This is a genomic window from Pseudanabaena sp. lw0831 (assembly GCF_016584665.1).
In the GTDB taxonomy this organism is placed as follows: domain Bacteria; phylum Cyanobacteriota; class Cyanobacteriia; order Pseudanabaenales; family Pseudanabaenaceae; genus Pseudanabaena.
Genome location: NZ_BBJB01000114.1, coordinates 62285 through 83105 on the forward strand (window position 1 = coordinate 62285; position 20821 = coordinate 83105).

Genomic DNA, 20821 nt, shown 5'->3' on the forward strand with positions numbered 1-20821 from the left:
GTTGCTGCTTAAGGATTACAGCCTCATTTTGGTATATCTAGCTACATAGTTTTTAGAAAACTTATATCAAGACGATAAAAATAACTTTTATATAACTTTTTAACTTCTTTTTACTAACCTTTGTATATCTATTAATGGTTTCACAACATAGAAAAGCGTGAATAATAGAACCCAAGAAGCAAGAAACAAGTTTGCGTTGTCAAGCAATCTAGATTCCCTTCTACATCGGATGCTAGACATTAGAACCCAAAATATTACTCTCTTAAAGAAGCTAGAAGGAAGAACAATGGATACAATTACTAAAGTTAATCAGCTATCCTTCCACCAAGGTTTAAATAGCGAATCCGCTTTTACAATTAAACTTACCAACAGCAAGTTCGATAGCCTCGCAGGATCTGAACTTCTTGGTAAAGTTGAGTCTTGGGTTTCAGCTAATGTAATGATGAACAATAAAGAAGTTCCTGTTCTGATTGTTGATATGGAAAATGTAGAATTTATTGATAGTCAAGGTTTACAAAAGCTCTTAGCATGTTTAAGACTAATGCAATCCCATAAGAGTAATTTTTTACTTTGCTCTCAACAGCCTTCTGTTCGTCTTGTATTTGAGATTACAAGAATTGATCAATTGTTTGCTGTGTTCCCTAGTGTTAGTAAATTTGTAAGTCGTTTTGATGTTCAAAATCAAGACTCTGAATATCTATTAGCTGCCTAGAATCAACCCAAAACCTAAAGCCCAAAAGAGAGTTGTGGCGCGAAGCGCCACAACTCTCTTTTGGGCTTTAGGTTAAAAATGCGTCAATTTTACTTGCTTCTTGTAAACTACGCTTGATGCAGTCACCTAGAGCCACACCGCCGATAAAATTGGCACTGACGTAAAGTCCTTTAGATTTCTGTAATTCGGCTTCTACAGTGGCGATTCGTTCTAAATGTCCGATTTCGTATTGTGGGATCGCTTTATCCCATACATGAACTGCGATCGCCTTCGGTTCGACTTTCGTGTCAGACCGAAGAATTGTTTTCTTTAAATCTTGATGTACGGCGGCAATGATTTCTGATTCTGAAAGTTTGGCTAGAGCGGGATCAAGCGTGCCGCCGATAAAATTTAGTAATAGTTGCCAACCTTCAGGAGCGCGTCCTGCAAATAGACTAGATGACCAGATTGTGCCTAAAGTTCTTACTCCTTGAGTGCGGGGGATCAGATTGCCAAAGCCTTTCATGTCATAGGCAAATTCGCTCTTAGGATAGGCAAGTACCACACAAGCAACGGTGGGATAGAAAATCTCATTCAAGGCTTGACTGGCGGCTGGCAGATAATCTTGCAGTAATTTTGCGGTGACATATGCTGGGGTCGTGAGAACAACTGATCGCGATGTCACAGTTTCTTCACCCGTGGGTGTATCGAACTTAGATATATAGACTTCGCCTTGTTTTTCGAGCGATCGCAAAGTCCATTGTTGTTTGACGGCTGTACCTTGCTCTCTTAACTTGGTGGCGATCGCTTCAGGCAACATCTTAATCCCTTCTCGAAACGAACCCAGTTCACCAGCTTTAACTTTAGGAAGATTTGCATCATTGAGATTTTTGGCTTTCCGTTCTTTGCTAGATAATATTGCACCTGCGACTAGCCCACCATAGGTTTCTAGACGAGCAATCTTAGAGAATGCAGCCTTGGCACTGAGTCGCTTGGGATCGCCTGCATATACACCTGAGATAAACGGTGCAACTAATCTTTCAACTGCTTGTCTGCCTAGCAAACGTGAAAAGAATTGATCCACGGATTCTTCACCAGCCATGGCTGGACGAGCAAAGCCGATCGCACCAAAAGCTAGACGAATTTTGCCGCCCCAAGTCAAAATTTTAGAGGCGATCGCACTAGGTGGAGTCATGGGTAAGGCGTTTAACTTGCCATTTAGAAAAACGAAACGGGGTAATTTGCCATCGGCTAGCACCAATTCATCCTTAAGTCCCACTTGTACCGCTAAGCGCAATAGTTCTGGAGCGGGCTGAAAACTGTTTGGACCCTCTTCCCATTTATAACCGTCGTCATTTTTGGCACTGGTTATGGCTCCACCCACACGATCCTGAGCTTCTGCAACCAAGACACGATATTTTTTAGCGATCGCTAGTTCGTGGGCGATCGTTAATCCTGAGATTCCTGCCCCAACGACAAGGACATCTAATGGTTGATTGGTTTCAGAGGGTGGCGTGATGGTCATAGCTAAAAGGACTTAGGGCAATTGAGCAATTTTTAGTCTAGTACAACTAAGCTCCTATAGCTCAGTACAAGCTTTGAAAGTCTATGAAAGCGATTGTGTTTTTTCAGTGCCGCAGGTGCTAAAAAAAACAATCGCTTGTGAAGCATGTAGCTTTTAAACTGAGTGCTGAAATAAAGCGTTTAGATAAACTTTGGCAGTGCTGCGATAACTATGGGATGCATGATGAGATGAGCCATGGCGATCGTTACCACCATTTTGCAACAGGAATAAAGATAAAGCGGCGGCAAATACGCGATCTTGATCCCAGTCAGGATGTGACTCTAGGTAACTTTTGAGGGTTTCGTGTAGTTCTTCAGGAATCTCTGCCAATATACTGACGGTCGTACTCATGCTGAAACCTCAACTTTTAAACAAGTTTGATAGAAAAGACGCAACCATTTTCAGCGGTCGGGCTTTAATTGTGCGGGTAACTATGGTTCTTGTCAACGTAACGAAGTATTAAGCAGTAATGACGAAAAGCTGAAGTTGGTTTGATAGAATCAGCATTTTCAATCATTTTAGTTTACATATATTTATAATAAATAGCCTTAAAAAGTTTTCCCAAGTGAAATGCTCATTCTATTAACGAATCCTTAACCAGTAAGGCGAAAGTATCTTTGTCTGTAAAAGAGCCTGTGGAAAACTAATAGTTATCTGTGGAAAAAGACACAATATCTGTGGAAAAGTCTGTGGAAAACTTTTGGATGTTAAAGTTGAAAATTATTTTTTTCTTAATATTTATGGTCATATTTATGACGATCTCTATACAAGCAAAAAACGACATTTTACGTTTTTTTCTGTTAATGACTCAGCCAATTTTCAGGAACAACTATCAATGTTGTGCCTTGTCGCCTGAGAACGATTACTTTTTGCTGGGCAGCGATCGCAATTTGAGGATTATCACATCTTGCTTTCCATGAACCGCCCTCATACTTGACTCGTCCAGTTTCTCCTGCGGGTATTTCCGTGAGCGTAATCCCTTCACTGGCTTCTTTTAGTTGATATGAATCCTTGGGAATAAATCGTCTAGAAACCATGGCTAACATTGCTGAGATCAACATCCATGCCAAGATTTGCAACGCAGGAACAGGCAAGATTAATGAGATCGCAGCTACTAACAACGCAGCTACTCCCATGGCTCCTGCAATCAGAAAAGTTGGCAATGGAACTAGTAGCTCAACAACACAAAGAGCGATACCGATCAGTAGCCAGATTTGACTGGGTAGTAAGTTCATTAAGTAGGTAAACGTAGGATGGGTTAGCGATAGCGTAACCCATAATTCTTGACTATCTTGACTAATGTATGCGTTACGTTGCACTAACGCATCCTACAAATAACTAAACCTTTTTACTTAATTGCTAGATTTATCAGAATTGGGTATAGCGATCGCAGGGGATGTTTCTGATTTGACAATTGTGCTGCTGGGTTTGGTGCTATTGATTTTTACCTTTTGAGCGTCAAAGGATTTTTCGCGTTTAAAGCGATCATCCTCTGTGGTAGGTTTAATCACTTTATTGCGAGCTACTTCTATGTTTGCTGGTGATTTAGGGCGATCGCTTGTAGAGGGTTCACTAGGACGAGCATTAGTCACGGTTGGCGCAATTGAGTCCAGATTGGGAGCATTGGAAAGCAGACCACCTAAACCATTGATCAAATTACGAATATTGCTGCGAATCTTGGGATCTCCTGTTAGTTCATCAAGATCGGCGGTAATCTTCTTGGCATTGGCAAAAGTTGCGCGGGCAGAATCAAGGGTTTCACGCAAAGCTGCCATAGTGGCGGGATTGTTTAACTCGCCTGATACTTTACGAAGATTTGCCGATGTCTCGGCGGCATTTTCAGCTAGTTGCTGCAAATTGGCGATTAGCTTGCCATCATTTAATAGAGGCTTCGCACTAGCTAGCAGCGATCGCGCTTCATTGGAAGTAGCAGCAATACCATCAAGGGTTTGCGCTAACTTTTCGCGATTGACCTCGATCAAGTCTTGGGCGCTATTTGCGACATTGCCAACCTTAGTCGCAGCACCACTAATCGCGTCTGCCGTATCGCCAAATTTAACAATTTGACCTTCAAATGTACCTACCACTCGACTCGCTGAATCCGTCAATTTTTGGATGCTTTTCGCAGTTGCTTTGGCAGCTATTAAAGTTTCATTGAGGTTATCAACTAAATTTTGATCATTGATTTTGCGTAATGTCGCACTCGAATCCTTAAGCAATGCAATGAAGCTCACACCGCGAATTCCTTCAATTTCGCCACCTTGACAAATAATCAGATCAGCATTGCAATCTTTAGCGATCGGATTCATCTTGGGATCAATCGCTAATTTATCTTGAGGAGGGAAAATATCAATATTAGTGTTCCCTAGAAAACCACTTTGATTAGTTTCGGCGATCGAATTCTTCGGAATAATTAATCTTGAGTTTTCGATACTTACTTGGACATCAACGCCCTCTGTTTGGGCTATCAAAGCTGTGACGCGACCTACTTCCACACCGCGAAATCTTACAACTGAGCCACTATTTAGCCCACTTGCATCGGCTATTTTGATCGTAAATGTAAACTTTGAGCTACTTAGTTGCAACCCGCGCAACCATAACAATGCGCCCCCAAAGGCAACTACTCCACCGATGATAAATAAGCCAAGCGCACCGTCGCGTAATGTTTTTCGCTGCACGAGTCTTATACCTCCCTAGTCAAAAGTTGAATTGGACCTTCAGTACTGCCACTAAAAAATTGTCTGACATACGGATTGTCAACAGTATTAATTGTACTCACGTTTCCTGCATAGCGCACCGATCCACGGTAAAGAACGATCAAGCGATCGGCTGTACGACGGATCGTGCTGTCTTGGTGAGTGACGACAATATAACTATCACATACCTGTTGCTCTCGGAGCGATCGCATCAAGTCTTCGATAATCGTCGAAGCCACAGGATCAAGTCCTGCGGTGGGTTCATCATAAAGCAGCACTTTTTTGGTTTGCGTTTTCGCAGTGGGGTCATCCATAATTGCGCGGGCAAAACTAACCCGTTTCCTCATCCCGCCTGATAGTTGGCTAGGATAGCGATCGCAGATGTTTTCTAAACCCACAAGTGCAAGTTTATGTTCGACCAGTCGATAAATTTCGCGTCGTGACAAACGGGAATGCTCAAATAATGAGAACCCTACATTTTCAGCAACGGTAAGCGAGTCAAATAACGCCGCATTTTGAAACACCATACCGATGCTTAACCCGTAGCTTCCTTCTTGGATATCATCTCCAGAGGAAGCAAGGTTGCCATTAATGTAGAGTTCACCTTGCTCAGGGGCAAGGAGACCGCAAATAATCCTTAAGATTGTCGATTTACCAGTACCAGAGGGGCCAATGATAGCGATCGCTTCCCCAGAGTGCACAGTGAGATCGACCCCATTTAGCACAGCATTAGAGCCAAAACTTTTGTGAATATCACGCAGTTCTAGCAAAGGCGTAACCACATTGCTACTATTTTTGATTAGAGATCGGACTGGCTCCATCGACATTTATTTCAGCTTGAAAAAATCGCTCTACCAAAAACTAACATTTTTTCAGAAACTTTTCCTAAAAAATAACTCTAAATCAGCAATTTGCATTATAAAACCAAAAGATAAAAGGCGGAGCTTCACGCCGCCTTTTATCTTTTACATTCGTCGCTTAAAAACAATTGCGAGTAACCCAACTCAAATATTTTTGTTGAGAGTGTTGCAAAGCAACACTCTCAACAAAAATATTTAGTAAAAACCAAAAACTAGATGCGACGCTTTGCGTTGCGTCTAGTTTTTGGTTTTTGAATTACCGTAAGATGTTAATGGCGATCCTAAAGCATTAATATATGAACCTTGGCAAGCGCAATCGTTTTTCCGCTAACAAAATTACCGTTCAATTGCTACGCGAAGGCATAGTCGAGTCGGTGCACTCTTGTCAGGCAGCCGTCGTTGATACAAGAGGTCGAATTCTCTCGGCAGCAGGAGATCCCCAGACAACCACCTTTGCCCGTTCTTGCCTTAAACCCATTCAGGCTCTACCCGTCTCAATCACTGGCGCACAGGATCGATTTAACCTTTCAGAAACCGATCTCGCCATTATTTGCGGTTCACACCAAGGTACGATCGCTCAAGCCAGACAAGTTTTTAGCATTCTTTGGCGCTGTGATGTGGAGCCAAGTGCATTGCAATGTCCAGTGCCAGAATGTCAAAGAAGTCCGCTTCAGCATAATTGCTCTGGCAAGCACGCAGGCATGATAGCTATATGTAAGCAGCAAGGATGGCAGATTTCCTCATATATGGATCGCCATCATCCTGTGCAGCAACTTGCACTCAATACAATGGCTGATCTCTTACATATGCCTGCTGCCGAATTTATCTGCGCCCATGATGATTGTGGAGTTCCTACTTATCTATTAGAAATTGGTCAACTTGCCCGACTCTATGCGCTGCTCTCAGCTCATGACCAGTTACATCTAGAGCGTATTACTCGTGCGATGACTAGACATCCTGATATGGTGTCTGGGAATGGTCAATTTGACACGGAGTTAATGCGCCTCAGCAATGGCGAAATCATCAGCAAATCTGGTGCAGAAGGTGTGCAATGTATCGGACGGATTGGTGAAGGATTGGGGCTAGCGATCAAAGTGATGGATGGATCTAAAATGGCGAAAACTGCGGTTTCTATCCATTTGTTAAAGCAATTAGGATGGATTAATCCTACAGTTGCACAAAGTTTAGAAGAATCATTTCTCTCTGTTGGTAAATATAGCCGTCTAGAAGCTGTTGGCGAGTTGTCGCTAGCTTAGGAAAGCATTGTTTCATGGGATGTAGAGTCAATTCATGAATTGACTCTAAGTAGACAGGCGCAATTAAATATAAAACCGAAAGAATCAGATTCGCCCGCTTTGCGGGCGAATCTGATTCTTTCGGTTTTGATTTTTATTAAGCCAAGGTACTTACACCATGAAAGCTATGTTACTTTAACAGCATAGCTTTTACGTTTTATAATTGCAAAAATCAGGACTAAAAAAGTGCAAATTCCTGCTAAATAGAGTGGATAACCATAGGAAGAATGATTGTTTTGATTAACAACTAATCCTGCAATTATGGGGCCAAAGGCATTTGATATACTGAGATAGGAGGAGTTTAACCCTAAAATTGTGCCCTGTTCTTCGGGGCTAGTATTAAGGGAAATTAACGCGCTAATCATCGGCTGCACGACTGAGTTTAATAAGGAGAAGAGAACGCAAACGGCGACAAAGTAATATACATCTTCCCAAATTGGCATCAAAACGAAGGAAAGGCTGCGGATGAGTAATCCTAAAAAGAGAATCTGAACTAGTTGCAGACGTTTTGTCATTTGAGAAATGCCTAAAGTCTGCATAATTACTCCTAGCACCCCAAACAGCAAAAACATCAGAGCAAGAGCATCGCTATTCTGTTTGAGAACTATCAGAAAGTAGGGCTGAAACGCAAAGGTAAATAGCGTGAATGTCATGCCCGTTAGAAAATTAATGATCAATAAGATACCGATTTTGGGCATAAACAAGCCTGTGATCAGCTTCTCTAAGCCAAGATCGAAAATATTTTGCGCTTTTTTTGCCTTAGTCTTGAGAGTTTCTGGAAGAAGAAATATTGTAAGTACTAAAGCGATCGCTGCGATTGCTCCCGACACCAAAAAAGATGCCCCAAAGGATTTACCTAGAGGCGTATTCAGTGCAACCTTCTGCGCAAGTAAACTGATTGCGGGACCAAGAATAAAACCTAAACCAAAGGCGGCTCCATTAATGCCAAAGGCTTTAGCACGGTTTTCAGGTGTGGTGACATCAGAAATTACGGCTTGGGCAACCGAGGCATTACCGCCTGTAATGCCATCGAGAAATCTGGCGAAAAACAAGACTGAGGCACTAGCTGCTGTCCCTGCCATCAGGTTGGAGATCACAGTCCCCGCCAAACTAATAATCAATAATGGTTTGCGTCCAAAGCGATCGGAGAGTTTCCCGATGATTGGAGTAGCAAAAAATTGGGCGATCGCATAAATTGCAAATAGCAAACTAGTCTGAAAATCATCTAATTTGAACTGTCTGCCATATTGGTACAACACAGGGATCAGAATCGTAAAACTCAGGGAGTTAATAAAAGAAATGAGGGCAATAATCCAAAATTTACGATTCATTCGCTTTGGCGATCGCATATAGTCCTTATCTATATTACAGCTCCAGCACGTTTACAGCAGTTTTCGAGCAACTGAACAAAAAAACACGCGATCGCCCAATCACTGACCTTACCCAAAACGCGATCGCCAAATCATTCCCCTACCCAAAACACGATCGCACAATCATTTCACAAAAAATGCGATCGCCCAACCACTCACCCAAAACGCGATCGCCATAAGCTGTTTGATGTTATTGAGGTAGAATTATGATACATAGATTTGGCTTATGATTGAGAGTCTGGATATGCAAATACTCCTTAACGATGAGAAGACAAGAGAAATGCTCACTGAAATCTTAATTGATTTGATTAAGACTAGAAAGGAGCTTTTTGCGGAAATATTCCAAGATGCTTTGGAAGAGGTCGGTTTGGGGAATGCGATCGCTGAGGGTAGAAAAAATGAATTTGTTCCTGAAGAGAATATATTTGTGATTCTTGATGGTGATGTCCCATGAATGTTAGGTTTGAGTCTAGATTTGAGAAGGACTTGAAGTTAGTCAAGGATCGTAATCTTTTGACAAGGTTGAAGCAAATAATTTTGACCTGTAAGCAAGCTGAATCTTTGGGGGAAATCAATAATCTAAAAAAGATGCAGGGATATGATAGTTTTTATCGCATTCGTCTAGGTGATTACAGAGTAGGGATAGAAGTTTTGGAAAATGAAGTAATCTTTGTAAGATTTTTGCACCGTAAGGATATTTACAAGTTTTTCCCTTAAAGGCGATCTCCCAACCAACCACCAATAAAGTACAACGCGATCGCCCATCACTCCTCAACAACGCGATCGCTCAATCACCAAACCAGCATCAACACGATCGCCCAACCATCCAGAAACCCAAACGCGATCGCACAATCATTTCACAAAAAATGCGATCGCCTAACCACCCACTAAAAAACATGATCGCACAATCACTCATCAAGCAGTAACAAATAACACTAATAAATTTGATAACAGTTATTGCTATTTACTGTTATTGCAGCGAGAATATTGATATCAAGATTATTAGAGGACTGAATTTATGAATGTGTCTCTAACGCCTGAGCTAGAAAGCTTTATACAGGGAAAGGTTAATACTGGCTTGTACTATTCGGCTAGTGAAGTTGTACGTGAGGGGTTGAGATTGTTGCAAGAACGAGATCAACTTCAGCAGTTGCGTTTGCAGGAGTTACGTCAAGATATTCAGGCGGGTTTAGATAGTGGTGATGCTACGCCCCTTGATATACAGGCAGTAAAGGCAAAGGCACGGCAGCGCAAGCAACAGAAGCAGGTGCAATAATGGCAATCATTCTGAAGCGTCCGCTTGCTGAGTTGGATTTGCTGGATATTTGGGATTATATTGCGGATGATAGTCCAGATAGAGCAGATGATTTTTTAGATCGAATAGAAAGTAAGTTGTTAACTTTGGCTCAGAATTCGGGTTTGGGGCGGAAAAGACCTGAGTTATTGTCAGATTTACGGAGCTTTCCTATTGGTAATTATGTGGTGTTTTATCATGAGATTGAGGGTGGTATTGATGTGATTAGGTTGCTTCATGGTTCAAGAGATATTGAGCAAGTATTTAAACAGAACTAATGCAGGGCGATCGCCCAATCACTCACTAACAAACACGATCGCCCAATCATCTCCTCAAAAAACACGATCGCCAAACCACTCACAAAAAATTACAACACGATCGCCAAATTACTCCACTCAATAAACGCGATCGCCTAACCATCCCCATCACCCAAAATGCGATCAGCCAATCACACACTACAAAACGCGATCAGCTAATTACCCCCTCATAAGAACGCGATCAGTAAATCAATCATTTAATTTAATCTAATACGCCATTTTTTAGGATTTTGAGAACAGTGAAAAACAGCGTAGACGGTTATTCTATCTTCAAAATATTCGTAAAAAATAGCGTAAGGAAATCTCCGAACCAAGGCTCTGCGGTAGTTATCATAAATGAATCCATATATTTCAGAATTTCTTTCAATAGTTTGGATGGTGGCATCAATACATCGCAAGAACTCTTCTCCTAATCCAAGTTCCCTCTCTTGATACCAATCATAGGCTTCTGTAACGTCTTGTTCCGCTTCTGGGAGAATGATTAGGCTTTTAGACATTTCTTTGACTACGGATTCTTGCTTTTACTGAGTCCCAAGAACTCGCTAAATTAGGGTCTTGTGAGTGAGCTATTTTTCTTTTAGATAGTTCTTCTTTTTGCCAATCCAGCACAGGAATATTTGCTGGTTGAGTTGCAATGTTATCCCATAAGTCCTCAAGAAGCTGTAGCTTTTCTGAAAGTCCTAGCTCAAAAATCGGTGCAAACTCTACTGTCATAACTGTAAGTCTATGTAGAACTAATCAGCTTATTTTACTGCAAAAATAAGAATTTGTGTTGCGATAATGCGATCGCCCCACCACTAATCAAAAAGTACAACGCGATTGACCAATTATCCCCAAAAAAACACGATCGCCCAATCATCACCCACCAAAACGCGATCGCTCAATCACCAAACCAGCATCAACGCGATCGCCCAACCATCCACCTCACCAAATTAGACTGGCAAGGCTTTTTGAAGACTTATATCAGTATGAATTATTTAGTTTCATTGATGTATTTATTCATTCCATCTCTAAACTGAGTGCTTGCAATCATATCTGATATATTGTCATGTCCAAAATCTGGAATTAAAAGAAGTTGCTTGCTATAGGGAGCTGCATTGTAGAGATTTTGACTCATACTAGCTGGATTAGATTTATCAGAAGTTCCATGAATAATTAAAATAGGTGTTTTCAACGATGAAATCTTACTAATAGAGTCAAATTTTTGGTTTAGAATTAATTCAATTGGGAACACCCTATAACCTCTATAAAGTATCTCTTCCAACATAGAAGTAAAAGAACTAACTACAATCAAGCCTCCTATCCCTATCTCTTTAATAGCTAAATCAATCGCAACTGCTCCTCCTAATGAAACGCCAAACAAATAAATCTTTTCGCGTGGAATTTCTCTTTTCTCGATTAAATATCTTAAAGCGTTCTCAGCATCCTCATAAATACTTAGTTCTGATGGAAAATCTCCCACACTTTGACCATAACCTCGATAATCAAATATAAAGACAGAAAATCCTATCTTTCTAAGTTGCACAACATCTCTGAGATAAATAGAATTACTAATATTTGTGCCAGATCCATGAAGATATAAGATAGTTCCTAATCCTAGGTTGTCTTTTTCATATGGAAGAAACCACCCATGTAATTTATCAGGTGAATTGCCTCTACTCATACTAGGAATCCAAACCTCTTCGTATTTAAGATTATATTGTAAAGGTGTTTCTAGAATGTCATAGGTCGGTTTAAAAATCATTTGTCTCTGTCGTAGAAACAGAAATATACAAGCACCTATGTATAGTGTTAACAGGATTATTCCAAAATCTATTAGCAACTTCTGGAAAAGTTGATATGTTGTCATAAAATTTACGATACTGATATTTACCAAGAACAGGAAAAAATAAATACTTCAACAGACATATCATAATAGAAACAGAGGATTGATCCAAAGCATTTGTCTTTATCGAAATCCTCTGTTTTTGATGGACTACGTGTTGTTAACTACTTCAATCGCTCAATTAACCGATCGCCTACTCTTAGAGCATTAGCAATAATTGTTAACGCAGGACTCACCGCAGCATTAGACGGAAAGAAACTGCCATCTACAACATAGAGATTATCGAGATCGTGGGCGCGGCAATCGCGATCTAAAACGGAAGTTAAAGGATCGTCACCAAAGCGACAGGTTCCGCATTGATTGGCGACCACTTGCAAAGGCGACTCGGCGCGGGGATGCAGGGAGCCAGTACGGAAACCATCTAGGGACTTCTCGATATTTTTTAAAACATCCGTCCAGCGATAAATTAAGCGATCGTGGGCTTCCGTATTGTTGGGATTGTAATCGATGTGGATTTTGTTGTTTTCCCAGCGCACACGATTATTCGAGTCTGGCAAATCCTCCGTTTGCGCCCACCAGCCGATAGAATGGGTGGCTAACTGCTTCAGTCCAAAGTTGGGCATGAGCTTCGCAACAATGGAAAATACAGGTGGCGATTCTGCAAAAATGATATCGGTGAGCAGCCCACCAGAGTTCTGAATATGTCCCATGGGATAGGGAAAATCCGCATCACCCCAATAGAAATCATTCACATAAATAGACTTTTGGAAGGAGCCATTATTGGGCTTCGTGTTGAGTTGTACTACCGATGATAAAAGGCTTTTCATCAAATTCCGTCCCACTTGATCGGAGCTATTGGCAAGCCCTTTGGGATGGGAATCATTAGCCGATCGCAACAGCAACGCTGCCGAATTGATTGCGCCACAGGCAAGCACAACGATATCGCCTAAAAAGAGATAGGACTGTCCGCCCACTTCTGCTTCTACTCCCTTCACCGATCGCCCCGATGGATTGGTATGTAGACTGATGACTTTGGCTTGGGTTTTCAAAGTGACATTGGCAGACTTTAAGGCAGGGACAAGGCAGCTTTCTTCAGAGTCGCTAGTGGGGTCATCCTCTTGACGGGTCAAGCCGAGGGGAATTGTGGATGGATGCAAACCTTGATTTGCGATCGCCTCATAGATCTTCTGAATCTCAGGCTCATGACTCACCGCAGGATAGGGATATTCAGCGCTATGAGTTGGTTCGGTGCTATCAGTTTGTGACTCACCATGAACCTTATAGAGATTTTCAGCGTCGGTGTAATAAGGCTCAAATTCGTCATACTTCACGCACCATTCTGGCGAAATCCCTGCTTGATGAGTGACTTCTTCAAAGTCCTTTTCGCGCCGCCGTAATAGCGCCGCACCATAGATTTTAGTATTGCCACCGATCGCATAGTTAGTCTGCGGTGAAAATGGCTCGCCTGTGTGGTCATACCATTGTTCGGGAGCATGATAGCGATCGCGTTGAAAGATATCGATATTGCTACGATTCTGTTCTTCAAGGGGCATAAAGTCACCGCGTTCTAGAATCAGAATTTTCTTGCCTGTGGAAGCCAGTTTATAGGCAAGGGTTCCTCCACCCGCGCCAGTTCCTACAATAATCACATCGTAATAATTGTCGTCAATAATCATTAGGTTTCTCTTGGGTTTACTATTGAGTTTAAAGGTCAGCTTTATACTTAATTTTCAGAGTTTATACAATTGGATGGCTACGAATATTTCATAAATACAACTGGGTAATTCTATGCTAGATTTCAGGCTGATTTTTTTCTACATCTTGCCCCGATTATTCCTCAATACGCTAGTAAGTGGGATCATTTGTTTAATTGTCGGGTCGGCAGTAGGTTTGGTTGTCGGTTTGTTACGGCGACGCGTTAAAGAGACTTTATTCGTGAGCTGTACCAGCGCTTTCTTTGGTTGTTTGGTGGTCTTCATCACACCTTGGCTAGCACAGCCAATCTCTTCCTACCTACAGGCATTAAAGGGACAAGGTGGTGGTTTGGGGACTTATGTAGAGCTGTTTTTTGTCTTGATTGGTGGCTTTGCGGGGAGCGCGATCGCCAGTATTTTCTGCTTTCGGCAATGCCTAGGTCTTAAGAAGAAATTGGTAATCACGATTTTAGCTTGTACCTATGTTCTGCAATCTATCTCACTTTATTATCATTATTTCTCTTGGTGTCCATCCGCTTCTTCCTACTGTACGTTTTAGGAGATGGGAAAAAGCTAATCGGTTAGTGTAGCTAATTTTTCGCCACTTGCAAAATTCAATTTTGCTGTAATGCGTTAAAAAATCAAATTTCTTTGAAATGAAAAAATAAAGACACCAACCTAATCGCTAATGCCCCATAATCACTGCCACACATAAATCAAAATAAACAATGCAATCCAAATCACATCGACAAAGTGCCAAAATAGTGAAGTGGATTCGACTCCGAACTCTCCTTTTGCATAATTATTAGGAAAGAACGATCGCACCAGCATGATTAGCTGCAACAGCACGCCAGTCAAAACGTGTAAGCCGTGAAAGCCAGTGAGCAAATAAAACGTGCCGCCAAACACGCCATCATTAAAGCCAAAGGTTAAACCATTCCATTCCACGGCTTGACCATAAAGGAAGTAACTACCCATAGCGATCGTTAGTAGCCAGAAGGCGCGAAAGCCCCAAAGATTATTTTTATGGAGAAATTTTTCGGCAAGATAGATGGTGAAACTACTGGAAACTAGAACTACTGTGTTAATTGCAGGTTCTCGGATTTCTAAGCCTGTTACACCGGCAGGAAGCCAATTAAGGGAAGTTGTTTTGTAAACAATGTAGCCAGCAAAAAAGCTCAGGAAGATGACGCTTTCAGAAAGCAGGAAGACCACAAAGCCGAACATGCGGTTATCGGGATGCTCGTGATGTGCGGCTTCGTGGGCGACTTCTAAAATGGGATTAGAACTATCAAGAGAAATATTAACTGGTTGCATGAGCTACCTCCAATTTATTAGGATTAGAAACTAAGGGTTCATCTTTGCCATAGCCGTAGGGTTCCGAAATTACGATCGGTAATTCTTCAAAGTTCTCATGGGATGGTGGTGAAGAAATTAGCCATTCCAAACCGATCGCCCGCCAAGGATTTTTGGGAGCTTTTTCACCCTGTACCCAAGAGCCAATCATGTTGAGCAGAAATGGCAATGTCGATATCCCTAATAGAAAGCCGCCTAAACTGGCAATCACATTCCAAAAAGCAAACTCTGGATCGTAGGAGGCAACGCGACGCGGCATTCCTTGTAATCCGAGGGGATGCATTGGGAAGAAACAGGCATTAGTTCCAATAAAAGTGAGGATGAAATGTAATTTGCCTAAGCCTTCGGAATACATCCGTCCCGTCATTTTAGGGAACCAATGATATATCCCTGCATAAATCCCTAGGACAGTCGCGCCATAAATTACATAGTGGAAATGCCCGACCACAAAATAAGTATTGTTCACATGAATATCCACAGGAACCGCCGCTAGCATGATGCCTGTGATACCTGCGAATACAAACATCACCAACGCACCTAATCCGAACAGCATCGCCGTAGTCAGCTTGATTTTGCCGCCCCAGATTGTCGCAACCCATGCGAAAACTTTAATTCCTGTCGGCACAGAAATCAACATTGTCGTCGCCATGAATAGCATCCGCATCCAGCTAGGTGTTCCACTAGCAAACATATGGTGTACCCAAACTACAGCACTCAATCCCGTAATAATCAACGAAGATACCGCCACAACTTTGTAACCAAAGAGAGGCTTACGCGCATAGACAGGGAAAATCTCTGAGAAAATCCCAAATACAGGCAGAATAATTACATAGACCGCAGGATGGGAATAGAACCAGAAAAAGTGTTGAAAGAGAATGGGATCGCCGCCCTTAGAGGGATCGAAGAAACTAGTTCCAAAGGTCAAATCTGATAGAAGCATCACTGCGCCTGCGGTCAAGGCGGGCAATCCAAATAACTGAATTATCTGCGCGGCAAGAACTGTCCATACAAACACAGGCATTTTGAACCAAGTCATTCCTGTAGTTCGCATTCTGAAAATCGTGGTCACAAAGTTAATCGCGCCCATAATCGAAGCGACACCCGAAATCGCAACTGCAAGCAACCAAAGGAACTGACCGTTAATCAAATTCCCCGTAGGATTTTGCAAACTTACAGGTGGATAAGCCCACCAGCCCGATTGCGAAGATCCTCCAGGAATGAAGAAGCTTGCCATCAGGATAATCCCAAACACAGGAACCATCCAAAAGGCAACGGCATTTAGTTTCGGGAAAGCCATATCACGAGCGCCGATCATCAATGGCACTAGGTAATTGGATATCCCTAAAAGTACGGGAAATGTCCAGAGAAACAGCATGATCGTGCCGTGCATCGTGAACATGGAGTTATACACAGCGCGATCGACCAGATCCGATTCAGGCGTAATCAGTTCGCCCCGAATCACCATCGCCAGAACGCCACCAATGAGAAAGAAGAAAAAGGAAGTAACGATATACTGAATCCCAATCACTTTATGATCGGTACTAAACCCAAAAAATCGCCGCCAGTTTTCAGGCTTCTCTGGTGGTCGAGTGTCAGCGATCGCATCAATAGAAATATTTGCCATGAGTAACTCTCTTAAAAGTTTAATTAGAACTTGAATAATTAACCACAGGCGGAGCCGCAGGTACGACCGTTGCCCAATTCTGATTACCCTTTAGAGACCGAATCGCATACTCATTAGAAGCGCGATTATAAGCTGGTGTTAGAACTGCCCTAGATGCCTCAGCCAACCATTGCTGGTATTCTTCAGGAGACTGCACCACCACATCAGTTTGCATCGCTGCGAAATAAGTACCGCTATATTGCGAATCCCGCAAACGATATTTACCTTCACGAATTGGCGTAAATTCAAAATCAATAACGCGCCCAGGAATCACATCTTGCTTCACACGAAAAGCAGGGATATACAAGCCATGCAGCACATCTTCCGAATGAAGTACTAACTTAATCCTACGATTATTGGGTAAATGTAATTCTGTACTACTAACATCGATACTAGTGCCTTTGCCATAAACAAATTCCCACGACCATTGCCGCGCAAATACATCAATTTTTTCTATAGTTGCAGTTTCATCTCGATTAATCGATGCTGCATCTGTCGCCGCCATGATATGTCCATGATGAGCGTGTTCCATTGGTCCTAAGATCGACATCTGGTCATAGATTTGATAGCTATAGGCAGCAATCCAAATCACCAAGGCAAAGGGAATCGCAGTCCAGATGATTTCTAATTTGACATTGCCCTCAATGTGGGGACCATCACTAAAATCATATTTTTCGGAGCGTTGAAACAAAACCGAATAGGTCAAAGTGCCAACCACACCGAGAAAAATAAAAGTTCCCAATGTCACCAAAAAGCTGAATAGGTTATCCACCAAAATCGATTCTGCCGAAGCTTGCGGTGGGAACCATGTATAGGCAGCTTGTCCCATCCAGAGACTGATGAGGGCGATCGCGATCGCAATCCCACCTAAAATTAAAACTGTGCGAAGTTTCATAGATCTCCCTATTTCAGTAACTGATTGAGATCAACATCTTTACTTATACGCAATATGCGATCGGCGGTGATATGCACCCCAAACTCCGAAGCAAGCTGTGCGCCTAAAGTCCCATGGGCAAACATGATCGCAAAAATCGCTAATCCTGCTAATAGATAGCTCCATTGCACCTGCTGACCCATATCCTTGCGCCAGAGAAAGCGCTGAAACCCACGCCATACAGTCATGCCCACAATGAGCGCAAGCAATAAAACGCCGCCTACACCATGCCAGATCATCGTCTCCATCGCTTGAAAACCCCAAGCGCTTTTCACATTTGGATCGGGAGTGGCTAGCAAGATCTCGTAAAAGCCAGCAGCCACAGTGAAGAAGGTGATGATCGATGCGGCGACCATATTGTACCAACCGACATCAAAAAAGTTGGAACGAGCCGCAGGGATCGCTAGAAACTTGAATAAGGGCTTTTCAAGAACAAAAAACACACCGACAAAATCAAACCCGATCGCAACAATAAACAAACCCAAAGTCATGTGAACAAGATTGGGATGAATGGGAATTGCATATGGTAATCCATTCGCTCCCAACTGACTACCTAACTGATTAATCAAGTCTGGATTCACTTTAAACTAGCCTCCCTTAAAGCTTCGACAACGGGAACCGTATGCAGTCCATAGACCCAAACTAATAGATCGCCAAGATAAACTTGGAAGACAACTAGCCCTGTAAGCAATACACCAACACCGAGAAATGAGGGTGGTAATTTTTTCGGATCACGAATTCGCAGTACGTAGCGCCATCCTGTAATTGCAGCAATGATTGCGGAAAGTGACCAACCGATAATGGTATGAAGGTTTAGGGTCGATGAGACTGCCGCATAGGGTTCAGCAAGTCCTGCTTCAATTTGTCCAAAAATAATGGCGATGAAAATGGAAATAGTGGCAAAAAAGTAATTCCACCAGCTAACTTCATATAGTCGAGGATTGCGCGTAAAGTAGCCGATCGCATCGCATATTACTGCAAATAGCACCATGGCAATCACAAAATGCACCACAATCGGATGAATTGTATCGGGATAGGGCAAATTATGGTCATTTAACGGTGGAAGGTATTCCAGCATAGTATTTTCAATACTCAATGAAGGATTGGATTTGCGTATGCTTTTATTTTAGTCTAAACAAAAATTAATCTAAGTCAAAAGACAGCTCGTCAAATCTCATGCAATATATAGATCGCAAAGCTTATATACATATTTTTGAGCCTAGATATTTTAGTATTTGTAATACTTCATAAAGCTCATTATTAGGGTTTACCAAAGAAAATAACCGCGAATTAGTATACTCATTTCGCGAAGTCTTCAAAAATAAAAATTCATTCCCATTGGTAATCATGCCAAATGTTGGTTGTGCGGTTTCCAAATTACTCAACATATAAGCTAAAGCTTGTGGAATCGCTCTTGTTACTGCAAAATCACTTCGTTTTGATTCAATGACTAATAACCAAAGCCGATTTTTTATCACTAATACATCGATCCGCCCTTGAATTATTGCTCCTTCATCTTTCATCTCCAAGGCTGTAGCTGTTTCTGTCTCGATCCGAAATGGCTTGTGATAAAAGCCAGCAAGATCTAACAATGGTGCAAGCACTACCATCTTCACCGTATTTTCTAACATTGGGGGATCTTCCATCAATTCCAGAAAATTAGCTTTCACCCGATCTAATAAATGGTGATCTTCTTCACTTAAAGGTGTAAAACCATCCAACCATTCAGTAAAAAAAGCAGGATCTTGAGATATTTGAATCCCAAAGTTTTGCTTTAATTCCCTTAGCGTTACATCTTTTGCTGCGATCGCCTGAACCATGATGAATTCTAGTTAGGAGTAATACTCTTAATATTAGTGCAAAAACATAATTACCAATGCGATCGCAACCTCCACGATTCCAGCCCAATGGTTGAAGCCATCACCTAGGTTTAGCTCTAAACTTGAGTTAGGTTGATCATATACAACAGGAAATTTTAAGGATGGATACTTGGGAAAGCTTTCGGATGGCAGGCAAAACCCTTGCCGCTAATCGCTTGCGTAGCACATTGACCATGCTCGGTATCATCATCGGTAATGCCTCCGTAATTTTGATGGTTGGTGTCGGTCAAGGTGCACAAAAATATGCCGCTCAACAGTTCCAGTCCCTTGGTACAGATGTGATTTTTGTGATTACAGGTACTGACAATGCGCGTCGAAATGTCATCGCACCGCCAAATCGATTAGTGCTTGCTGATGCAGAAGCGATCGCTACCCAAGTACCCACCGTCCGCAGTGTTGCAGCGCAGATCAATGGCTCCGAGCTAGCGATCGCAGGTAACAATACTAAACGAGCCACCCTGATCGGGACGACGGACACCTATGCGATCGTCCGCAATGCCGAAGTTAGCTCAGGTCGCTTTTTTAACGAGGAAGATATTAAACGCAATGCGAGAGTGGTCACAGTCGGAGCTGCGATCGCGAAAGAGTTATTCCCACAGGGAACAGCAATTGGTCAGACAGTGAGAATGCGAGGTACTAGCTATGAAGTAATCGGCGTGATGTCGGAAAAAGGCGCTTTTCTGGGTACGAACCAAGATGACACGATTTTTATGCCGATTACGACCATGTCTAGCCGACTGACTGGCAAAACTTCCCCCTATGGAGTTGCTGTCGCAGTTATTAATGTGTCAGCAACTAGTAATGACAATGTAGACGCTGCTCAATTCCAAATCTCTAACCTACTGCGATTGCGTCACCGCACTTCTGATGTCAATGCTGACGATACATTTACAGTTCGTACCCAACAGGATGCGCTGGAAATTGTTGGTAATATTACAGGTGCATTAACGATCATGCTTGCTGCGATCGCAGGTATTTCCCTACTAGTTGGCGGTATTGGCATCATGAATATCATGCTGGTGTCAGTTACCGAGCGCACCAGCGAAATCGGACTTCGCAAAGCGATCGGCGCTTCACCCAGCGATATTCTCACCCAGTTCACAATTGAAGCGGTGATTTTGTCATTGCTAGGTGGTGCGATCGGTACAGGTATTGGCGTTGGTGGCATTTTACTGATCGCCGCAGTTTCTCCATTACAAGCTGGTGTATCCATCGGCGCAATTGCCCTAGCAGTCGGAGTATCTGGCGGTATTGGTCTATTTTTTGGCATCTTTCCTGCCCGACAAGCAGCCCGACTCGATCCAATTGTGGCTTTGAGAAGTATTTAACACAAACATGAGAGGCGGCGCGAAGCGCCGCCTCTCATGTTTTGTTGTGGCGGG

25 protein-coding genes are annotated in these 20821 nt (G+C 42.4%); 9 read left to right on the forward strand and 16 right to left on the reverse strand.

What is annotated here, in order from left to right; all coding sequences use genetic code 11:
* Nucleotides 1-286: 286 nt before the first annotated feature.
* Nucleotides 287-712 (forward strand): STAS domain-containing protein, encoded by a 426-nt coding sequence (locus APA_RS23460; RefSeq protein WP_201324638.1) that lies wholly within the window; start codon nucleotides 287-289, stop codon nucleotides 710-712.
* 67 nt (nucleotides 713-779) lie between these two features.
* Here APA_RS23460 and hemG read toward each other — a convergent pair whose 3' ends face one another.
* The 5 genes from hemG to APA_RS23485 form a co-directional block, all read right to left on the reverse strand.
* The gene (gene hemG, locus APA_RS23465) at nucleotides 780-2216 is read right to left on the reverse strand and encodes a protoporphyrinogen oxidase (RefSeq protein WP_201324639.1); all 1437 of its coding nucleotides are present in this window, start codon (nucleotides 2214-2216) and stop codon (nucleotides 780-782) included.
* 153 nt (nucleotides 2217-2369) lie between these two features.
* On the reverse strand, nucleotides 2370-2606 hold the full coding sequence (locus APA_RS23470; RefSeq protein WP_201324640.1) for a DUF2811 domain-containing protein: 237 nt from the start codon (nucleotides 2604-2606) through the stop codon (nucleotides 2370-2372).
* A 449-nt stretch (nucleotides 2607-3055) separates the two neighbouring features.
* Nucleotides 3056-3574: an NfeD family protein gene (locus APA_RS23475; protein WP_236580011.1), complete on the reverse strand. Its 519-nt coding sequence runs from the start codon at nucleotides 3572-3574 to the stop codon at nucleotides 3056-3058.
* A 33-nt stretch (nucleotides 3575-3607) separates the two neighbouring features.
* Entirely contained in the window at nucleotides 3608-4933 is a 1326-nt protein-coding gene (locus tag APA_RS23480; RefSeq protein ID WP_201324641.1) for an MlaD family protein, read from the reverse strand.
* A 5-nt stretch (nucleotides 4934-4938) separates the two neighbouring features.
* Nucleotides 4939-5772 carry an ABC transporter ATP-binding protein gene (locus APA_RS23485; protein WP_201324664.1) on the reverse strand — a complete coding sequence of 278 codons (834 nt, stop codon included), beginning with the start codon at nucleotides 5770-5772 and terminating at the stop codon, nucleotides 4939-4941.
* A gap of 335 nt (nucleotides 5773-6107) precedes the next feature.
* Here APA_RS23485 and APA_RS23490 point away from each other — a divergent pair, with 335 nt between their 5' ends.
* Complete coding sequence (locus APA_RS23490; protein WP_201324642.1) at nucleotides 6108-7067, forward strand: asparaginase; 960 nt, start codon at nucleotides 6108-6110, stop codon at nucleotides 7065-7067.
* Between the two features lie 164 nt (nucleotides 7068-7231).
* Here the strand turns inward: APA_RS23490 and APA_RS23495 are convergent, their stop codons facing one another.
* Nucleotides 7232-8437 carry an MFS transporter gene (locus APA_RS23495; RefSeq protein WP_201324643.1) on the reverse strand — a complete coding sequence of 402 codons (1206 nt, stop codon included), beginning with the start codon at nucleotides 8435-8437 and terminating at the stop codon, nucleotides 7232-7234.
* A 5-nt stretch (nucleotides 8438-8442) separates the two neighbouring features.
* Here APA_RS23495 and APA_RS23500 point away from each other — a divergent pair, with 5 nt between their 5' ends.
* The 5 genes from APA_RS23500 to APA_RS23520 all read left to right on the forward strand — a co-directional run bounded on the left by APA_RS23500 (nucleotide 8443) and on the right by APA_RS23520 (nucleotide 10048).
* Nucleotides 8443-8655, forward strand: coding sequence for a hypothetical protein (locus APA_RS23500; RefSeq protein ID WP_201324644.1), 213 nt, complete (start codon nucleotides 8443-8445; stop codon nucleotides 8653-8655).
* 65 nt (nucleotides 8656-8720) lie between these two features.
* Nucleotides 8721-8930, forward strand: a complete 210-nt coding sequence (locus APA_RS23505; RefSeq protein WP_201324645.1) for a hypothetical protein — start codon at nucleotides 8721-8723, stop codon at nucleotides 8928-8930.
* Nucleotides 8927-9193 (forward strand): type II toxin-antitoxin system RelE/ParE family toxin, encoded by a 267-nt coding sequence (locus APA_RS23510; RefSeq protein WP_201324646.1) that lies wholly within the window; start codon nucleotides 8927-8929, stop codon nucleotides 9191-9193. The genes APA_RS23505 and APA_RS23510 overlap by 4 nt, the downstream gene beginning before the upstream one ends.
* 301 nt (nucleotides 9194-9494) lie before the next feature.
* A complete protein-coding gene (locus tag APA_RS23515; RefSeq protein WP_201324647.1) occupies nucleotides 9495-9752 on the forward strand; it encodes a type II toxin-antitoxin system ParD family antitoxin in 258 nt (85 codons plus the stop codon).
* On the forward strand, nucleotides 9752-10048 hold the full coding sequence (locus APA_RS23520; RefSeq protein WP_201324648.1) for a type II toxin-antitoxin system RelE/ParE family toxin: 297 nt from the start codon (nucleotides 9752-9754) through the stop codon (nucleotides 10046-10048). Before APA_RS23515 ends, APA_RS23520 begins: the two co-directional genes overlap by 1 nt.
* A 236-nt stretch (nucleotides 10049-10284) precedes the next feature.
* Here the strand turns inward: APA_RS23520 and APA_RS23525 are convergent, their stop codons facing one another.
* From APA_RS23525 to APA_RS23540, 4 genes are all read right to left on the reverse strand, one after another.
* Entirely contained in the window at nucleotides 10285-10584 is a 300-nt protein-coding gene (locus APA_RS23525; protein ID WP_201324649.1) for a type II toxin-antitoxin system RelE/ParE family toxin, read from the reverse strand.
* Nucleotides 10577-10801 (reverse strand): addiction module protein, encoded by a 225-nt coding sequence (locus APA_RS23530; RefSeq protein WP_201324650.1) that lies wholly within the window; start codon nucleotides 10799-10801, stop codon nucleotides 10577-10579. The genes APA_RS23525 and APA_RS23530 overlap by 8 nt, the downstream gene beginning before the upstream one ends.
* Before the next feature lie 259 nt (nucleotides 10802-11060).
* Nucleotides 11061-11831 (reverse strand): alpha/beta hydrolase, encoded by a 771-nt coding sequence (locus tag APA_RS23535; RefSeq protein WP_236580014.1) that lies wholly within the window; start codon nucleotides 11829-11831, stop codon nucleotides 11061-11063.
* 245 nt (nucleotides 11832-12076) lie between these two features.
* Nucleotides 12077-13588 (reverse strand): GMC oxidoreductase, encoded by a 1512-nt coding sequence (locus APA_RS23540; protein ID WP_201324652.1) that lies wholly within the window; start codon nucleotides 13586-13588, stop codon nucleotides 12077-12079.
* A gap of 259 nt (nucleotides 13589-13847) precedes the next feature.
* Here APA_RS23540 and APA_RS23545 point away from each other — a divergent pair, with 259 nt between their 5' ends.
* On the forward strand, nucleotides 13848-14165 hold the full coding sequence (locus APA_RS23545; protein WP_201324653.1) for a hypothetical protein: 318 nt from the start codon (nucleotides 13848-13850) through the stop codon (nucleotides 14163-14165).
* Nucleotides 14166-14305: 140 nt separating this feature from the next.
* On the opposite strand, the gene APA_RS23550 is transcribed toward APA_RS23545, so the two are convergent.
* The 6 genes from APA_RS23550 to APA_RS23575 all read right to left on the reverse strand — a co-directional run bounded on the left by APA_RS23550 (nucleotide 14306) and on the right by APA_RS23575 (nucleotide 19379).
* The gene (locus APA_RS23550; RefSeq protein ID WP_201324654.1) at nucleotides 14306-14923 is read right to left on the reverse strand and encodes a heme-copper oxidase subunit III; all 618 of its coding nucleotides are present in this window, start codon (nucleotides 14921-14923) and stop codon (nucleotides 14306-14308) included.
* On the reverse strand, nucleotides 14910-16586 hold the full coding sequence (ctaD, locus tag APA_RS23555) for a cytochrome c oxidase subunit I (RefSeq protein ID WP_201324655.1): 1677 nt from the start codon (nucleotides 16584-16586) through the stop codon (nucleotides 14910-14912). Before ctaD ends, APA_RS23550 begins: the two co-directional genes overlap by 14 nt.
* Nucleotides 16587-16605: 19 nt before the next feature.
* Entirely contained in the window at nucleotides 16606-17520 is a 915-nt protein-coding gene (locus APA_RS23560; protein WP_201324656.1) for a cytochrome c oxidase subunit II, read from the reverse strand.
* 8 nt (nucleotides 17521-17528) lie between these two features.
* Complete coding sequence (locus APA_RS23565; protein WP_201324657.1) at nucleotides 17529-18140, reverse strand: DUF2231 domain-containing protein; 612 nt, start codon at nucleotides 18138-18140, stop codon at nucleotides 17529-17531.
* Entirely contained in the window at nucleotides 18137-18637 is a 501-nt protein-coding gene (locus APA_RS23570) for a DUF2231 domain-containing protein (protein WP_201324658.1), read from the reverse strand. The genes APA_RS23565 and APA_RS23570 overlap by 4 nt, the downstream gene beginning before the upstream one ends.
* A gap of 121 nt (nucleotides 18638-18758) precedes the next feature.
* Nucleotides 18759-19379: a type I restriction enzyme HsdR N-terminal domain-containing protein gene (locus APA_RS23575; RefSeq protein WP_201324659.1), complete on the reverse strand. Its 621-nt coding sequence runs from the start codon at nucleotides 19377-19379 to the stop codon at nucleotides 18759-18761.
* Nucleotides 19380-19540: 161 nt separating this feature from the next.
* On the opposite strand from APA_RS23575, the gene APA_RS23580 reads away from it, so the two are divergent.
* Nucleotides 19541-20767, forward strand: coding sequence for an ABC transporter permease (locus tag APA_RS23580; protein ID WP_201324660.1), 1227 nt, complete (start codon nucleotides 19541-19543; stop codon nucleotides 20765-20767).
* The last annotated feature ends 54 nt before the right edge of the window (nucleotides 20768-20821 follow it).

What these genes read in the sequence shown, in the direction of transcription:
- APA_RS23460 (WP_201324638.1), top strand. Translation starts at nt 287, where the DNA reads ATGGATACAATTACTAAAGTTAATCAGCTATCCTTCCACCAAGGTTTA.
- hemG (WP_201324639.1), bottom strand. Translation starts at nt 2,216, where the DNA reads ATGACCATCACGCCACCCTCTGAAACCAATCAACCATTAGATGTCCTT.
- APA_RS23470 (WP_201324640.1), bottom strand. Translation starts at nt 2,606, where the DNA reads ATGAGTACGACCGTCAGTATATTGGCAGAGATTCCTGAAGAACTACAC.
- APA_RS23485 (WP_201324664.1), bottom strand. Translation starts at nt 5,772, where the DNA reads ATGGAGCCAGTCCGATCTCTAATCAAAAATAGTAGCAATGTGGTTACG.
- APA_RS23490 (WP_201324642.1), top strand. Translation starts at nt 6,108, where the DNA reads ATGAACCTTGGCAAGCGCAATCGTTTTTCCGCTAACAAAATTACCGTT.
- APA_RS23495 (WP_201324643.1), bottom strand. Translation starts at nt 8,437, where the DNA reads ATGAATCGTAAATTTTGGATTATTGCCCTCATTTCTTTTATTAACTCC.
- APA_RS23505 (WP_201324645.1), top strand. Translation starts at nt 8,721, where the DNA reads ATGCAAATACTCCTTAACGATGAGAAGACAAGAGAAATGCTCACTGAA.
- APA_RS23510 (WP_201324646.1), top strand. Translation starts at nt 8,927, where the DNA reads ATGAATGTTAGGTTTGAGTCTAGATTTGAGAAGGACTTGAAGTTAGTC.
- APA_RS23515 (WP_201324647.1), top strand. Translation starts at nt 9,495, where the DNA reads ATGAATGTGTCTCTAACGCCTGAGCTAGAAAGCTTTATACAGGGAAAG.
- APA_RS23520 (WP_201324648.1), top strand. Translation starts at nt 9,752, where the DNA reads ATGGCAATCATTCTGAAGCGTCCGCTTGCTGAGTTGGATTTGCTGGAT.
- APA_RS23525 (WP_201324649.1), bottom strand. Translation starts at nt 10,584, where the DNA reads ATGTCTAAAAGCCTAATCATTCTCCCAGAAGCGGAACAAGACGTTACA.
- APA_RS23530 (WP_201324650.1), bottom strand. Translation starts at nt 10,801, where the DNA reads ATGACAGTAGAGTTTGCACCGATTTTTGAGCTAGGACTTTCAGAAAAG.
- APA_RS23535 (WP_236580014.1), bottom strand. Translation starts at nt 11,831, where the DNA reads ATGATTTTTAAACCGACCTATGACATTCTAGAAACACCTTTACAATAT.
- APA_RS23540 (WP_201324652.1), bottom strand. Translation starts at nt 13,588, where the DNA reads ATGATTATTGACGACAATTATTACGATGTGATTATTGTAGGAACTGGC.
- APA_RS23550 (WP_201324654.1), bottom strand. Translation starts at nt 14,923, where the DNA reads ATGCAACCAGTTAATATTTCTCTTGATAGTTCTAATCCCATTTTAGAA.
- ctaD (WP_201324655.1), bottom strand. Translation starts at nt 16,586, where the DNA reads ATGGCAAATATTTCTATTGATGCGATCGCTGACACTCGACCACCAGAG.
- APA_RS23560 (WP_201324656.1), bottom strand. Translation starts at nt 17,520, where the DNA reads ATGAAACTTCGCACAGTTTTAATTTTAGGTGGGATTGCGATCGCGATC.
- APA_RS23570 (WP_201324658.1), bottom strand. Translation starts at nt 18,637, where the DNA reads ATGCTGGAATACCTTCCACCGTTAAATGACCATAATTTGCCCTATCCC.
- APA_RS23575 (WP_201324659.1), bottom strand. Translation starts at nt 19,379, where the DNA reads ATGGTTCAGGCGATCGCAGCAAAAGATGTAACGCTAAGGGAATTAAAG.
- APA_RS23580 (WP_201324660.1), top strand. Translation starts at nt 19,541, where the DNA reads ATGGATACTTGGGAAAGCTTTCGGATGGCAGGCAAAACCCTTGCCGCT.